Source organism: Chishuiella sp. (assembly GCF_032109125.1).
Lineage (GTDB): Bacteria > Bacteroidota > Bacteroidia > Flavobacteriales > Weeksellaceae > Empedobacter.
On record NZ_DAMCLZ010000016.1, the window covers coordinates 14,002 to 30,705 of the forward strand.

The 16,704-nt window shown below is 28.4% G+C and carries 10 protein-coding genes; 4 read left to right on the plus strand and 6 right to left on the minus strand.

Annotated features, from left to right (window positions below; translation table 11 throughout):
* Positions 1–146 precede the first annotated feature (146 nt).
* The 3 genes from thrC to thrA are packed head-to-tail and all read right to left on the minus strand — an operon-like array spanning position 147 to position 4,910.
* Positions 147–1,457: a threonine synthase gene (gene thrC / locus RT575_RS13725; protein ID WP_313581589.1), complete on the minus strand. Its 1,311-nt coding sequence runs from the start codon at positions 1,455–1,457 to the stop codon at positions 147–149.
* Between the two features lie 3 nt (positions 1,458–1,460).
* On the minus strand, positions 1,461–2,447 hold the full coding sequence (locus tag RT575_RS13730; RefSeq protein ID WP_313581591.1) for a homoserine kinase: 987 nt from the start codon (positions 2,445–2,447) through the stop codon (positions 1,461–1,463).
* Between the two features lie 9 nt (positions 2,448–2,456).
* Entirely contained in the window at positions 2,457–4,910 is a 2,454-nt protein-coding gene (gene thrA / locus RT575_RS13735) for a bifunctional aspartate kinase/homoserine dehydrogenase I (RefSeq protein ID WP_313581593.1), read from the minus strand.
* A 451-nt stretch (positions 4,911–5,361) separates the two neighbouring features.
* Here thrA and RT575_RS13740 point away from each other — a divergent pair, with 451 nt between their 5' ends.
* The gene (locus RT575_RS13740) at positions 5,362–5,688 is read left to right on the plus strand and encodes a nucleotide pyrophosphohydrolase (RefSeq protein ID WP_019974825.1); all 327 of its coding nucleotides are present in this window, start codon (positions 5,362–5,364) and stop codon (positions 5,686–5,688) included.
* A 5-nt stretch (positions 5,689–5,693) separates the two neighbouring features.
* Positions 5,694–6,923 carry a 3-phosphoshikimate 1-carboxyvinyltransferase gene (locus RT575_RS13745; protein WP_313581595.1) on the plus strand — a complete coding sequence of 410 codons (1,230 nt, stop codon included), beginning with the start codon at positions 5,694–5,696 and terminating at the stop codon, positions 6,921–6,923.
* A gap of 27 nt (positions 6,924–6,950) precedes the next feature.
* Here RT575_RS13745 and RT575_RS13750 read toward each other — a convergent pair whose 3' ends face one another.
* Positions 6,951–8,345 carry a hypothetical protein gene (locus RT575_RS13750; protein WP_313581596.1) on the minus strand — a complete coding sequence of 465 codons (1,395 nt, stop codon included), beginning with the start codon at positions 8,343–8,345 and terminating at the stop codon, positions 6,951–6,953.
* A gap of 83 nt (positions 8,346–8,428) precedes the next feature.
* On the opposite strand from RT575_RS13750, the gene RT575_RS13755 reads away from it, so the two are divergent.
* Positions 8,429–8,623, plus strand: coding sequence for a DUF6896 domain-containing protein (locus RT575_RS13755; protein WP_313581598.1), 195 nt, complete (start codon positions 8,429–8,431; stop codon positions 8,621–8,623).
* 339 nt (positions 8,624–8,962) lie between these two features.
* Positions 8,963–9,466, plus strand: coding sequence for a hypothetical protein (locus RT575_RS13760; RefSeq protein WP_313581600.1), 504 nt, complete (start codon positions 8,963–8,965; stop codon positions 9,464–9,466).
* A gap of 106 nt (positions 9,467–9,572) precedes the next feature.
* Here the strand turns inward: RT575_RS13760 and RT575_RS13765 are convergent, their stop codons facing one another.
* Positions 9,573–14,411: a DNA repair ATPase gene (locus RT575_RS13765; protein ID WP_313581602.1), complete on the minus strand. Its 4,839-nt coding sequence runs from the start codon at positions 14,409–14,411 to the stop codon at positions 9,573–9,575.
* A gap of 190 nt (positions 14,412–14,601) precedes the next feature.
* Complete coding sequence (locus RT575_RS13770) at positions 14,602–16,686, minus strand: flotillin family protein (protein WP_313581604.1); 2,085 nt, start codon at positions 16,684–16,686, stop codon at positions 14,602–14,604.
* Positions 16,687–16,704 lie beyond the last annotated feature (18 nt).

The window sequence follows — 16,704 nt, forward strand, 5'->3', positions numbered from 1 at the left end:
GGCATTTTTTTTATTGATATTTAAGCAACTCAATATATTTATAATTTATTTGGGCAAACCCTCCGGGACTGGCTTTCCGTTGCAATCTTTTATAATTGTTCATTGCATATAATTATAAAAGGATTTACACTTCAATCCATTTTGCACTAAATATTATCTAGCAACCATAATTTCAACTCCTCAAAATTATTTTCCATAGCTACTTTCTGTGAATTATTTTCATCTAATTGTTTTACAGCATCAGGATTACTTATTTTAGAGCGAATTTCTTTCGAGAAAACTTCTGGAAATTTACATGGATGAGCAGTTGATAAAAAGACAACTAATTCTTTATCATCCTTTTTCTTTAATTCATATTCTTTTGCAGCCTTCCAAGCAATCGCTGTATGTGGACAAGCGATATAATTATATTTTTCATCAATTTGTTTTATAGCTTCTACGGTTTCCTTATCAGAATAAGAAAATGATTCAATTTTCGATTTCAGATTATCTACATCATTTTCAAAAAACTCCATAACTCTCACCCAATTACTAGGACTACCAACATCCATTGCATTCGATAAAGTTTGCACTGATGGTTTAGGCTGATATTCATTCGTTCCAAAAAAATGAGGAACTGTATCATTTGCATTGGTTGCAGCTATAAAATATTTCACTTTCAATCCCATTTTATATGCTAAAATTCCTGCTGTAATGTTACCAAAATTTCCACTTGGAACTACAAAAGAAACCTTATCAAATCCTTCTCTTTTTGCATGAGCAAAAGCTTCAAAATAATAAAAAGATTGAGGAATTAATCTAGCAATATTAATAGAATTTGCAGAAGTTAAATTTAGTTGACTTTGTAAATCTTCATCTACAAAAGCTTGTTTCACTAAAGCTTGGCAATCATCAAAAGTTCCATCTATTTCTATTGCTCGTATATTTTTACCATTAGTTGTTAATTGTAATTCTTGTATAGGAGAAACTTTACCTTTTGGATATAAAATAGTAACACGAGTTCCTTCAACTCCTAGAAATCCTAATGCAACAGCTCCTCCTGTATCACCAGAAGTTGCAACAAGCACATCTAATAATTGATCTTCTTTTTTAGAAAAATGAGCCATTACTCTACTCATAAAACGAGCACCAAAATCTTTAAAAGCAAATGATGGACCGTGAAATAATTCTAATACAGCTAAATCTTTTTCTAAAAAATTTAATGGAGCAGGAAAACTAATCACCTCATCCACAATTTTATCTAAATCATCTTTACTAAAATCATCTTTCAACAATTCGTAACAAACATCTTTAGCAATTTCTTGAAAAGAAGAATTTTGGAATGAATTTAACCAATCTTCGCTCATTACAGGAAGTTCAATTGGCATATATAAACCTTTATCTTTTGGTAATGATTGAAAAACTGCTTCCTTAAAACCTACTACATTATCTGTATTATTTGTGCTATATAATTTCATTTTTTATTTCTTTACGTAAGGTCCTTGTTTGTTTATTTTTGATACAAAAGATAAATGCTCTATTTGTTTATCTTTTAAAAAATCTTCTATTGATGATGCTATATCTTTAGCTATATTTTGCTCATAAGACAAAGCCATAACAGTTGGACCAGAACCTGAAATACCAAATGTTAAAGCTCCTTTATCTAATGAGATTTCTTTCATCTGATCAAAAAATGGAATCAATAAAGATCGACTTGGTTCTATAATATGATCTTGCATAGATCGACCAATTTCTGTGTAATCTTTCTCGTAAATAGCAGCAATTAAACTTGCTATATTTCCCCATTGTTTTACAGCTTTATCCAGAGAAACTTTATCTTTTATAAGTTTACGTGCGTCTTTCGTTGGAACTTCTACTTTTGGATAAATTAAAGTAGCATATAAATCTTCTGGAACAGGTAAAGAACGAATAATTAATGGTTCGCTTGAAGGAATCAATGTAATACCTCCGAACAAAGAAGGACCTACATTATCTGCATGAGCAGAACCACAAGCAAGTCTTTCTCCTTCCATACAATAAGGAAGCAACTCATGTTTAGTTAATGGATTTCCTAATAATTCATTTAATGCAAAAATACCTGCTACAGTACTTGCAGCACTAGAACCTAATCCACTTCCTATTGGCATTTTTTTATGCAGCTCAATAGATAAACCAAATGATTTGTCTAAACCTAAATCACATAATAATTGCCATACAGAATGAGAAACTGTATTTTTTTGAACATCTAAAGGTAATTTACCTTCATCTCCTGTAATTTTTAGAATTTCTATACCTAAAGATTCTGTTCTTTTCATGATAACCTCATCTCCTGGATAATCTACAGCAAAACCAAGAATATCATAACCACAAATCATATTAGCTACCGTTGCAGGAGCAAAAACATGAACTTGATCTAAAAATTTATTTGAATCTAATTTTTCTTCTATTTTATCTAAAACTTGAAACATTATTATATTTTATCGTATTGAACTTAAATTAACTAAATCAGCAAATACACCTCCTGCTGTAACTTCAGCTCCTGCACCAGGTCCTTTAACAACTAAAGGTCTTTCTTTGTATCTTTCTGTTGTGAAAGAAATGATGTTATCACTTCCTGACAATGAATAAAAAGGATGTTGAGCATCAACTAACTCTAAAGAAATTGTAATTTTCCCATCCTCTAAAACACCGATATAACGAATTACTTTTTGCTCACTTTCAGCTTTCAACTTTATTGATTCGAAATATTCGTTTTCATCAACTAAAGATTGATAAAAATCTTCAACAGAAGGAGCTTCTAAACAAGATTTCGGTAAAATAGAATCAATTGTTACATCTTCAGCCTCTATTTGATATCCTGCATCACGAGCAAGTATTAGCATTTTTCTCATGAAATCTACTCCACTTAAATCATCTCTTGGATCTGGCTCTGTATATCCTAATTCTTGCGCATTTTTAACAACTTCAGCAAACGTAACTTCACCTTTAAAATGATTAAAAATATAAGAGATTGTTCCAGATAAAATTGCTTCAATTTTCAATAATCTATCACCACTCATTTGTAAATCTTTTAATACACTTACAATTGGTAAACCTGCACCTACATTTGTTTCGTAAAGGAAATCTATTCCATATTTACGAGCTGTTTGCTTCAATTCTGCATATTCTTTATACGAAGATGAGTTGGCTATTTTATTACATGTAACAACAGAAATACTACTTTCAAAAATTTGTTTATAGTATTTTGGTAAAGTTGAACTTGCTGTATTATCTACAAATACACAATTAGGTAAATTAAAATGGTCCATTATAGAAATAAACTCATCCAAATTAGCTTCTAACTCAGAATTATTTAACTCATCTTTCCAGTTTAATAAATCAACCCCATGTTCGTTAAATACCATTTTCTTAGAATTACTAAGACCAACCAATTTTATTTCAATATCGTTATTTTGAGATAAATATTCTTTTTGCTTCTCTAATTGATTTAAGAAAGTTGCTCCAATATTCCCTACACCAACATTGAATACATGAATTGTTTTATTTAAATGATTAAAAAATGCATCATGCACTGCATTTAACGATTTTGATAAATCGTCTTCTTTTATCACAACAGAAATATTATATTCAGAAGAACCTTGCGCAATTGCTCTTACATTAATTCCGTTTCGTCCCAATGCATAAAATAATTTTCCAGAAACACCAACAGTTTGTTTCATGTTTTCTCCTACAATTGCAATAATCCCTAAATTATTTTCCACTTCTACAGGTTCTAATAATTTTGCTTGAATTTCTAATTCAAATTCTTCATCAATCAATTCTTTTGCTTTATCAACCTCATCATGTTTTACAGCTAAAGTGATACTGTGCTCTGATGATGATTGAGTAATAAGAATAATATTAATATTTTGTTTGGCTAATAATGAAAATAATCTTCCACTAAAACCTAATTTACCTACTAATCCACTTCCTTTTACATTAACCAATGAAACATCTTTTATAGAAGAAATTCCCTTGATAGGATAAGATGTTTTTTCTGATTCGAATTGTATTCTTGTTCCTTTAAAATCTGATTGAAAAGTATTCTTAATGACAATAGGAATTTTACGCTTGAAAGCAGGTGACATTGTTGGAGGATAAATTACTTTAGCTCCAAAATACGACAATTCCATTGCTTCTGTATACGATAGATTATGTAGAGAAAATGCTTTTTTCACTAAACGTGGATCGGCAGTCATCATACCATTTACATCTGTCCAAATTTCTATAACTTCTGCATCTAATGCCGCTGCTAATAAAGCTGCTGTATAATCTGAACCTCCACGACCTAAAGTTGTAACTCTGCCTTCTTTATTTCCGGCAATAAAACCAGCAAAAACTAATAGTTTATTCGGTTTGCTTTCTACTAATTCTTTAATATTTTTAAATGATACTTTTTCATCTACATTAGCTTGTCCAAAATAACTATCAGTTATAATATAGCTTGAAGAGTTAACAGCTTCTGCCTCGCCAACGTATTGATTTAATATTTTTGTAAGTAATAAAGTACTGCAACGTTCTCCGTAACTTATGATTAAATCTTTTGTTTGAAAACTTAGTTCTCTTAGAACAGTAACTCCTTGCAACAAATCCTCTAACTCGTTCATCAATAATTTTAATTGAGTTATGATAGGATTTTGAGCTGTAATTTCTACCAATGATTTAATAATTTCAAAATGCTTATTTTGAAATTTCACTAAATCATTTTCATCAAAATTACCATGAGCAGAATCTTCAGCCATTTTAATTAATAAATTGGTCATTCCTCCAATAGCAGAGGTTACTATTACAATTGATGTATTATTTGCTTTTTCCTTTTGAACAATTCCAATTACTGACTGAAGACTTTGTACTGAAGCTACAGAAGTTCCTCCAAATTTTAAGATTTTCATAAATTAATTTTTAAACATAAAAAAAGCATCTTCTTTTTAAGAGAAGATGCTTTTCATAATACGATTTTGTTTAAAATACATAAAAGATCCCCCTAAGTGTTTTCACTAAAGGTAATCGTAATAATAATTGTATTTAAACTATTTCTTTTCATTATTTGACACTAAATTACAATGATTTTCTAATAAAACAAATATTTTTTTGATTTATTTATATTATTTTATTCTCAACAATATATTATCATTAAACAACAACTTGCGTTAGGGACAGCAGCGGCATCCTTTTTACTTAAAATTGAACACCGTCAAAATTTTTAGTAAAAAGATAGAGCAAATGGCCCGACCGAAGGGAACGCCCCAAATAATATCTAAGTAAAGTTTAAGAGGAAATACAACATCAATTAAATTCATTTATTTGTACTTTTACAATTAATTATATTATAATACTTGAAAAATGAGCCTTAAACAAGCACAATTAGATGTTGACAATTGGATAAAAGAACATGGTGTTCGTTACTTTAATGAATTGACAAATATGGCACAATTGACTGAAGAAGTTGGTGAAGTTGCTCGTATTATTGCTCGTCGTTATGGTGAACAATCAGAAAAAGAATCAGATAAAAATAAAGATTTAGGGGAGGAATTAGCTGATGTGATTTTTGTAGCACTTTGTCTTGCTAACCAAACTGGAGTTGATTTGGAGTCTGCTTTCTATAAAAAGTTAGATTACAAAACAAAACGCGACCACAATCGTCATCAAAATAATGATAAATTAAAATAAAATACATGATTGAAATTTCAGCTTTACAATCACCTATAAATAATAAATTAGCTATTACAGGATCTAAAAGTGAAAGTAATCGTTTGTTGCTTTTAAACAAATTGTTTGATAATGCATTGACATTGGAAAATATTTCGAATTCTGAAGATTCTCAGTTAATGCAAAAAGCACTTGCTAATACAACAGAGTTGATAGATATACATCATGCTGGTACTGCAATGCGATTTCTTACAGCCTATTTTTCTATACAGGAAAATAGAACGGTTACATTGACTGGTTCTGCACGTATGAAACAGCGACCTATTAAAGTTTTAGTGGATGCGTTGAATGAATTGGGAGCAAAAATTTCTTATCAAGAAAATGAAGGTTATCCTCCATTAACTATTAAGGGGGCGAAATTAAGTAAAAATACGATTACAATTCCATCAAATATCAGTTCTCAATATATTACAGCTTTATGCTTGATTGGAACTAAAATGGAAAATGGTTTGACAATAAATTTAGATGGGAAAATAATTTCTGTTCCTTATATACAAATGACTATTGAATTATTGAATAAAGTTGGGATAGAAGCTATTTTTGAAGGAAATAAAATTTCTGTTCCTTTTGCAGCAACAATTAACCATCAAGAATTACAAGTTGAGTCTGATTGGAGTTCGGCTTCTTATTATTATAGTTTGATTGCTTTGTCTGAAAATTCTGCGATTGAAATTTCTACGTATTTTGAAAATTCTTTACAAGGAGATTCAGCTTTACAACGTATTTATGCTGATAATTTTGGGGTAAGTTCTGTATTTAATAATGGAATATTAACTTTAAAGAATAACAAAGAATTTGTTTTAAAAGATACGATACAATTAAATCTTATTAACACTCCTGATATTGCACAAACTATTGCTGCAACATGTGTTGGACTAAAAGTAAAATGTGTTTTAACAGGCTTGGAAACATTAAAGATTAAAGAAACTGATCGTTTAGTTGCTCTAAAGAATGAATTAGAGAAATTTGGTGCAATCATTACAATTACAGATGATTCTTTGTCTATTGATGGATATAACGAGTACAAGGAAATTCCTACATTAGAAACCTACAACGATCATCGTATGGCAATGTGTATGGCACCATTGGCACAAATTTATCCTATTAGAATAAATAATGAAATGGTTGTTGAAAAATCGTACCCAACTTTTTGGGAAGATTGGAAAACATTAGGTTTTACAATTAAATCTATATAAATCATAAAAAAATCCCATTATTCTTAACTAATGGGATTTTTTATGTTCAATATATTCGTTGAGTTGAGAACTATATATAATATTTTGAGAATTGATATTTTTTGGATTATCCCTTAAATAAATAATCGAAGGATTAATACTATTCAAAATAGCTTGGTATATAAAATCTGGTTGTCTGTTTTCATGTATATATTGAAATGTTTTTGACGTAAAAGGTATTTTATAGATTGTTTCTTCAACTTTTTTATCATCATCAAAATAATAAAGAGGCTTTATTTTTTTATGGTCAATAAATTCTTCAATATTATTTTTATAGGCGATAAAATTTATCGGATTTTTTACAATTATTAATACATTAAAAATTAAGCTAAACAAACAGAATGTAACTAATAATTTATCAGATAAAAGCTTATTCTCTCTAATTAAAATAACTAAAGCGAACCAAAATAAATAAGATGAACTAAATAATAATCTTATTCCAAGAGGTTCTATTCCTTGAAACATTGCTGCAAAAAAAGTAAATAGTGCATTTACAATTGCAATAAATAGTAAGAATGTTACAAATACATTTTGTTTGTTTTTTATTACTTTCCAACAATATCTCCATAAAATTAAATCGACGAAAATAAATAGAAGAGATATAATCAATTTTATAGTAGATGAATATTCGAATGTTTTTAAATAGAAAAATGGATTCGATAAGTTAATAATACCAATAAAATCAACATACGTATCAAACCAAAATGTATCCAATTCATCATTTACTCGGTTATTTTCTCCTGCTAAAGAACCTATAATTACGTAATTGTATAGTAAATAAAGAAAAAAAGAAATACCAATTAATACGGTTGATGTAAATAATGTTTTTCTATAAGTATTAAATTTTTTCCAATAATAAATTATAAAAGGTAATATACTTATAAATATAAAGACATTAGCATAACGAATAGTACATAAAATAAACCCTAAAATAGTACTATATATCAGAAATTTATTAGGTTTTAAAGCTCCATTGAAATATTGATGCAAAACATAAATGTACAAATACAAAAAAGGTAATGTAATATACTCAGAACCTTGATGAATAAAAACCCAAATAGAAGATTTTATCATCATTACAAATACAGTTTCTATGAAATAGAACTTCTTTTTGTAGGAAAAAAATATAATAAAAATAAAACAAGTACTTTTTAAAAGAAGAGAACTATAAAAATATTCTGATGTTAGTGTTTCAAAAATTCTTAAGAAAAATGGAAAACCAATAGGAAATAGGTTATTATTAATTTCTGGTAAATCTTTTGCTATTTTTATATAAAGTGGAAAATCTCCTCCAATTCCTCCATGAGGAAGAAGAAATGGGACGCTATTTATAATAATAAAATAAAGAATAACAAGGAATCCTATAGTCCTATATTTTGTCATAAAATTTCTATTTTAAACTGTAAACACTTCGATATTGTTTGATTAATAACGATAAAATTGAGAAATTAATATAGATATATTTGATGATTGTAAATTTAATTGATGATTTTGAAAATGAACATATTTTTGATTTAACTTTAATAAAGAAAATATATGATGATATTAAAATTAAATATCATTTTCATGGAGGAGGATGTGAAATTATTCAAAATAATATAATTTGTGATTACGACATTGTAAATTATGGAAAGGATTTTAAATTTGAATTTTCAATATGAAAACTATATACATTTATTAAAATTTATTTCAATATTTATATTGAAGAGGAAAATTTAAAACAAGAAATAGAAGCATTTGTAAAAATAGGAACGCTTCAAAAATTCATTGAAGATGGTAGAATTTATTATATTTAATTAATGAAAAACTAAATCTCACTATAATCTTATATAGTGGGGTTTATTATAAAGTTTCTGCAACTATTACTAGTGGAAATTTTTTACCAAGTAATGTGATATGGCTTAAAACAAGAAGCCTGATTTTTTAATAAATTTATAAAACCTTATCCTAAATAATATTCTTGAAAAATCTTACTAAATTTATAAACATTTGATAATCTTATGAAAATATTATTCTTTATATCTTTTATCATTCTTTTTTCTTGTTCTTCAAAAATAGATAATAAAAATCAACAGAATACATCTATAAAAGAAATAGTCGTTATTTATAATAAAGGTATTTATTCTTATTACTTAATAGAAGGTAAATTAATTGTTGAAAATTATGATAATATTTCTAACAATTATTTTAAAATAAGTGAAAAAAACATCATGAAACTTACTGATTTATATTATGATAATAATATAAATGAAAAATCCAAAAATATTGAAATTGTTGTAAATAAAAATACATATTTAAATATGCCTACGACAGAAATAGATTATTATATTTATTTTGAAAATGGCACTGTTCAACATTTTTATTTACAAAAAGATAATGAACAAAATCCTTTAGATTATTTTAAATATAGGAAATATAAAAACTTCATTATAGAGATTGATCAAGTGATTATTTCTCTTGATAAAAAATATAATTTTAATAAATCTGATATAATTAGAATATAATAATAAATTCACTATAGTTGTAGTGGAGTTTATTATAAAGTTTAAACAACTTTATTATTTTAATTTTAATAAAAAAAGACTCACCAAAATGGTGAGCCTAATTCTTTTAATTCTTCCTAATAGCTTTTATAATTCCTTCCAAATTTTCGTTGAATTCAATTAACTGAGCCATTACTTTATCATCTTTATTAAGACCTCCATGTTTATTGTTTTTTACAAAAGATTCTCTAATAAATAGTAATCGTTGTTTTTCATCGTTGGTCAATAAACCGGCAATTTCTTTTAATTTTAATAGATTTGATTCTGTGTCGGCAGTCAAAGTCTGAGATTCACTTTCGTAATGAGTCAAGATAACTTCATCTATCTCGTTGGTATTCATCATTGGTACAACTCTAGAAATTAATTTCGACATATTTCTATAAGAACCTTGTAATTTAAAAGGAGGTTCGGTTCTATAATCATCTTGCATTGCTGCACTTTGTATATAATTCTGATTAACCTTAATTACAATATCTCTTATTTTTATAGTATGTTTTAAAACAGCTATAAAATCATCTATTTCCTGTTTCAGATAATTCCCTTCCAAATCAGGAATTTGTTCGATATTATGAACAACATTATTTAAAATATTATAAAAATCGTCTCTACTTTTTGATGCTATAGCATCTAAGTAAATATTGTCTCCAGTAGCATTTTCAATTAAACTCAAATTAAATAAATCTGCTGTATCACCAATCACATCTCCTAAATTATAGACATCGGCACGATTGGAAAGCATATCTGGAATCTGAAATTTGGAACCACTTTCTGTATATGGATTTCCGGCCATTACAATACAAAAACGTTTTCCACGTAAATCGTATGTTTTACTTTCTCCGTCAAAAATTCCATCAATTTTTCGTTGACCATCTGCCAAAGAAATAAATTTCTGTAAAAATTCTGCACTAAGATGTTGTATATCGTCCAAGTAAAGCATAACATTATCAGCCATTTCAAAAGATAGGTTTATCTTTTTCAATTCCTCTCTTTCTCCAGAAGTTTTAGCCTCAAAAGGGTCTATCGATGTAATAGAATGTCCTATTGTTGGTCCATTTACTTTTACAAAATGTAAGCCCATTGTTTTTGCCAAATATTCCATCAAGGTAGTTTTACCATAACCAGGAGGAGAAATTAGCAACAACATTCCCATTCTGGCTGTACGCTTTGTGTCGCCTGCTGTACCTAATTGTTTTGCTAAGTTATTTCCTATAAGTGGGAAATAAACATCGTTAATTAATTTATTACGAACAAATGAGGAAAGTACTTTCGGTTCTAATTCATTTATTTTTAGTTCTCTTTCATAATTTTTAACCAATTGTTCTTTTATAGACTGAAAATTTTTAAAATTAGGAACATCGTACAGTGTAAATAAATCTAATCTCTCAATAAATTGGTGAAAAGTTTGATGATAAATACCATCTTTTATAACATGATGATTTCCTTTTAAATTTTCAATCGTAAAATTTGAATCACAAGTAATAAAATGGTACTTATCTTTTTTAAACAATACTAATAAAATAATCTCAGCAACTACTTCTTTGGTTATTGATTTTTCAATATTGTTTTCATCCAAATAAGCAACAACCCAATTTTCTATCAAATAGAATTTTTCTGTCCATGAGAATAATTCATCCTCAATTAAGGCATCAAAATCTTTTGCAAACTGACTTTTATTTACATCAGCAAGGAAACTTTTTTTAAAATCTTCTGCCTTTTTATTCATAGAAAAAGCATTGTACTGAGTAAATGTTTTGAAAATATAATTCGCTATATTTTCACTTTTTATATGTTCTTTATTCCAATCTGTTTGCCAATTGTTATATAATTCTTTAATATAGGAAATTACATTATCAAATTGATTGGAATGAGGGAATTTTTTCAGAATAACAGATGTAGAAACTAGCATACCTTCTATTTTCTTTTGCTCATTTTCGGTAATAGAATGCCAAAATAACTGAGCTGTTGTTCTTGTTTTTACATCAAATTGTAATAAATCCAAATGATTAGAAAGCTCATTCAAACAGTTAAATATTTGTAGAGCATCAAAATTATGAACTCCTTTTATATAGCCCTCAGTATAATTTTGTTCAATGACCTGATTTATCCAAGATTCAGCAATAAATCCATTTGTGTTTCTTGCCATAAATGCTTGATAAGCTAAATATTCAGCACGATATACAGATTGGTTTTCTGAAATTAATTCCTGATTCCAAATTGACTGAAAATGGTAAATTTCTTCATTTTTTACTTTCTGATAAAAACTTGTTCCTGTCAAATGAAAAAACAATTCATTGTTTCTATTCAGTAGGGTTAAACTAAGCTGTTGTTGATTTACAGAAAATTTATTTTTACCTAATGCAATAATATTTTTACCATCTATAAAAAGTTCAGTTTTATCTCGTAGAATACGTAACGTATCTTCTTGCGATTTTTTTAATAAATTTTCAAGATTTTCTGCTTTAGAAACGTCATTTAATTCTTTTAATTCATGGATTAACTGTCGAACTTTATCAATCATCAAATCCGAAGAATAAAAAACATTCACATCTTCTCTCGTTGCAAATGTAGTTGCTTTATTCTCTATATTTTTTAGAACACGTAAACCAATTTGTTCCAATGAATTTGAACGTTTATTAATCTGTTCTACTAATTGTTCTCTTTTTGCATTAAAGGCTTTTATTATTTCATCTCGCTTATCTGCAATTTTTAGAATAAATTCATCAAAATCAGAAAATTTACTTTCTAATTCTTCTAGCTGAACAATAATTTTTGTTGAATATTCATCTGTTTTTTCAACTGTGGTAGATAATTCCAAAAAATTTACAACACTTTGTTCCAACAAAGTCATTTGTGCCGAAAATTCTGCAACAGACTCTTTACTTTTCAGTGCATTTGTTTGTCTAGTTAATTGTGCACGTACTTCATTTAAAGAGGCAAATATCAGCGATATTTTCTCAATAATTCTCGTTGTTTGTGTTGCATCATCAATTTTTAAACTATTCAGAATATCAATCAGTAATTCCAATTCAGAAGCAATCTTAGAACAAGCCTCTTCAATTTCTTTTGCTTCTACAACCTTTTGTATTGTTGCAACAGCTTCTTTTTGTTCATTAACTTTTTCCTCGTAAGGAACCAAGGCTTCGTCAAGTAATAAAAATTCAATCGTTTTTTCAGACAAATTTTTATTTACTTCTGACAATTGCTCTTCTTCATTTTGTACTCTATTCAAATCAATATATCGAATAGATTTCAATTCAATTACTTCTCCCTGAAATTTTCTTGCAAGTGCTAAATGTTCAACCAATAAATCCAGTTGGTCATAAGTAGTCGTATTTACTCTAAAGAAAAATTCTTCAATCCTCTCTTCAACCTTAGCAATAGACTCTTCAGCAAATTTTTTCTGAACTTGTACTTTTGCAAACTCATCAATTGCAGTATTTGCAACTTGTTTTATTTGTTCAAGTGGTTCGGCTAAATTGAAAGTGTCAGAAGAATTAATCCAGAAATAACTATCAATAATATTGTTTGCTTTTTTTACAATATCTTCATAAAGTCCTTCGTAAGAATCTTCTTTGTTTATTAATAAAACAACTTCCTGAGCTTCTGCCATTGCTTTCACAATGTCCTTGTTTCCTATTTTGTATAAAGGGTCGTTTAGTTTTTCTTGATTCTCTATTAAAACCTCGACATAGGGCGTATCCCAAATCTGAACTTGATGATGTCGAGTAGCCTCTTCTTCTGTTCTAAAATAAATTAAACTACCATCTTTAAAAATTGTAAAACCATTACAAACAATAGGTGTTTCAACATTTTGCTGAATAATATTGTAAGACAATAAAATACATGTATTTGTTTCCTCGTGTGTAAAAAAATACATAAAATCTTCTCCATTGGGAGAAGTTAATTGTCTCAAAAATTTTACATCATCTAACTTGTTATCAAAAATATGGTAGGTTCCATTTTGTAAATAATAACCATTAGAGAATATTAATCCTTGATTATCTGGAAGAGAGATTGCTGCATCCAACAATGCAGGAATGTTAACAACCTCTTTGGTGCGTACATTATAAATAAAAGCCCTAAAATCTTCCTGAAAAGGTTTTATTTTTATAGCTATCAAATTTCCCAAATCAGCAAAATAATACTCAGCATCATCCAGCTGTTGGTCAGCATTCACAACCTTTTCAGTGTAAATACCTTTACCTGAATCAGTATTATCTTCAATTTTAAATGTAATATCTCCACCAGTAGCCTCAATAAACACTTTATCTAAAATAGAGATATGCGGAAATTTACCTAATCTTCTATCTTCTAAAGTAGTTTTTTGCCATTCGAAATCGAACTGAGGATTATCTTTTACCTCATGTATACTACGGTCATCCTGATAAATTAATTTTCCATCTTTTATAAGCCATTTAAATGCTTTCAAATCTTGTGCATTTTTGCTTGTCTGGAAAATCATGTACAAATAATTCTCTGTTTTTCTAAACCTAGAAAAAATAGAATCTCTGTAATATTTATATAAATTCTGAAAATCTGATATAAAATTTTCATCATCTATTAACTCTAAATTCTGAAGTATAAATTGATTATCCTCGAACAGATAGATACTAAAAACATCACTTAATTGTGTTGATGTTCTTAATCCAAAATGCACATTGTAACCAAAAATACAAAGGGTATCAAATGCTATAATTCCTCTTGCAACACAAGCATTTTCAGTTGTAATGCGTTGATTGGCTTTTAACTCGAAATTCGTCGAATTAAAAACTTCCTTTCTAGCATTATTTAATTGTGATACCTTATGAGAAAGCACTTCCTTTTGTGAAAGAAGTCGCTTTCTTATAATTTCGTACGCACCAGAATCTAAAGTTTCATTTGTTTTCGTTTCTTTATTTTCTTGCATTTAATCAATGTTAAATAAGAGTTTATAATATCAAATTAAACACTCGTTATAATTATTTATTTGGGCGACCGGGCGGGCTTTCCGTTGCAATATTTTTAGATTAGTTATTAAGCTAATGTCGAAAATATATCCAATCAAAAAAGGATTTTCACTACAATCCCTGTCGCAATTCGTACTCTGTAAATCTAACTTAGTTTATAACTTTATTCGATATACCTAATTGATTTGCAATTCCAAACAAAGAATTAATAAAACCTTTATCTTCTGTATTACCAGATGCAGTAGCAGCTTGTTGTAACTTAATTAAAGCAGCTGTAATTGTAAGATTTTTTATATCATTAGACGAAATACCATATTTTTCGGCTAATCCTTTAATTTTCCCTGATAAGTTAGTGTTCTCATCACCATCTAATAATGCATTTTTTATATCTGTTGCATGTGTAGAATTATTAATTAAATGGTCAAATCCTTTTGCATTAGAAACCTGTTTTACAATGTTTTCGAAGAACATAGTTTCTCCACCAACAATATCAATTTTCGCAGATTTCAGTGCATGTGATAAAACTTCAGCTTGTGCACCAGCAATATCTTTTTGAATATTGATATGAGCCAATTCAATATCTTTTTCCTTTTGTAATTTTAATTTGAATTCCTCATGTTCTTTACCAACACCGTCCAATTGTTTCATTGCAGCAGCTTTTTCTTCAATACCTTTAGCTTCTGCTAATGCTTTTTCTCTTACAATTTCGGCCTGTGCTAAACCTTCTTTTCGTAAAGCCTCTGCTTTTTTCTCAATTACGTTAGCTTCAACAGTCCCTTGTTTTTCTTCAGCTTCAGCTTTAGCAATCATAACCTCAGCTTCAGATAAACCTAATGCCGCTTCTTCTTTTGCTTGTGCTTCTGCAATAATTTTTCTAGCTTCTGCTTCTTTAGAAGATGCTTCTTTTTTCGCTTCAGCATCAATCAACATTTCTTGTGCTTTTCTTTCGGCAACTTGTTTTTCTGCATCAGCCTCAATTACTTTTCGTGCAGCCTCCTGTTCAGACGCTATTTTAGCAGCTTCAGCAGCTTTTACAGTTTCAATTAAACGTTCTTCGGCTTCTTGAGATGCAGCAATAATTCCAGCTTGTTTCTTACGTTCAACTTCTCTAAATACTTCAACATCTTTTACTCCTTGTTGCTCTTCTACAACTCCCTTTTCAAGTAAAACACGTTCTTTTATAACTCCTTGTATATTCTTTTTCTCAACCTCTATAGAACGTTCTTTGTCTATTTGTGCAAGAGTTACAATTCGTTCTCTTTCAGTTTGCTCCAGAGCTCTGTCTTTTTCAACACGTTCAGTTTCTATTGCATTAGTTCTAATTTTATTTTTTTCTGCAATAATAATCTGACGTAATTTATTTTCTTCTTGTATTGCCAATTGTTCTTCAGTTGTTATACGAACAGTTTCGGCTTTTAAGCGCTCTTCTTCTCTAACTTTAGAAATTTCAGCTTCTTCACGAGCCTTAATATTTTCTATTTCTCTACGTTGACGTTCTTCTTTTTCTGCTAATTGTCTATCCAATTCAAGAATAGCTTCTCTTGCTTCAACATTTTGCTTTTTAATTACTTTTTCTTCTTCTCTACGAATAAGGTTAGCATTCATATTTTGTTGAGCAGTTAATTCTGTAATTTTTTTAATCCCTTCAGAATCTAATATATTATCGGCACTTAAAAATTTAAGTTCAGTTTGTTCAAGATAATCAATTGCACAATCATCTAAAATATAACCATTTAAATCTGTTCCAATAATATTTAAAATTTCATCTCTAAATTCTCTACGAGCTTCATATAATTCTATAAAATCGAACTTTTTTCCTACAGTTTTTAATGCTTCAGAAAATTTAGCTTCGAAAATACTTTTTAAAGTTTCTGGTTCACTTGCACGGTCACATCCTAAATTCTGAGCAACATTAATTACATCAGCAACAGATTTATTAACACGAACAAAGAATGCTACTTTTATATCAGCACGAATATTATCTTTACAAATTAGTCCGTCATTTTGCTGACGAGCAATTTCTATTTTTTTTACAGAAATATCCATTATTTCCATTTTATGAAATACAGGAATAACATACATTCCTTTATTAAAAGCAACATGAGAACCTCCTACACCAGTTCTTACGATAGCTTTTCCTTGAGGTATTTTTTTATAGAAAATACTTAAAACTACTAAGAAAGCGACAATTATAAAAATAATCACACCTACTGCTAAAAGAATAAAATTTGTCATTTACTATTTGTTAGGTTT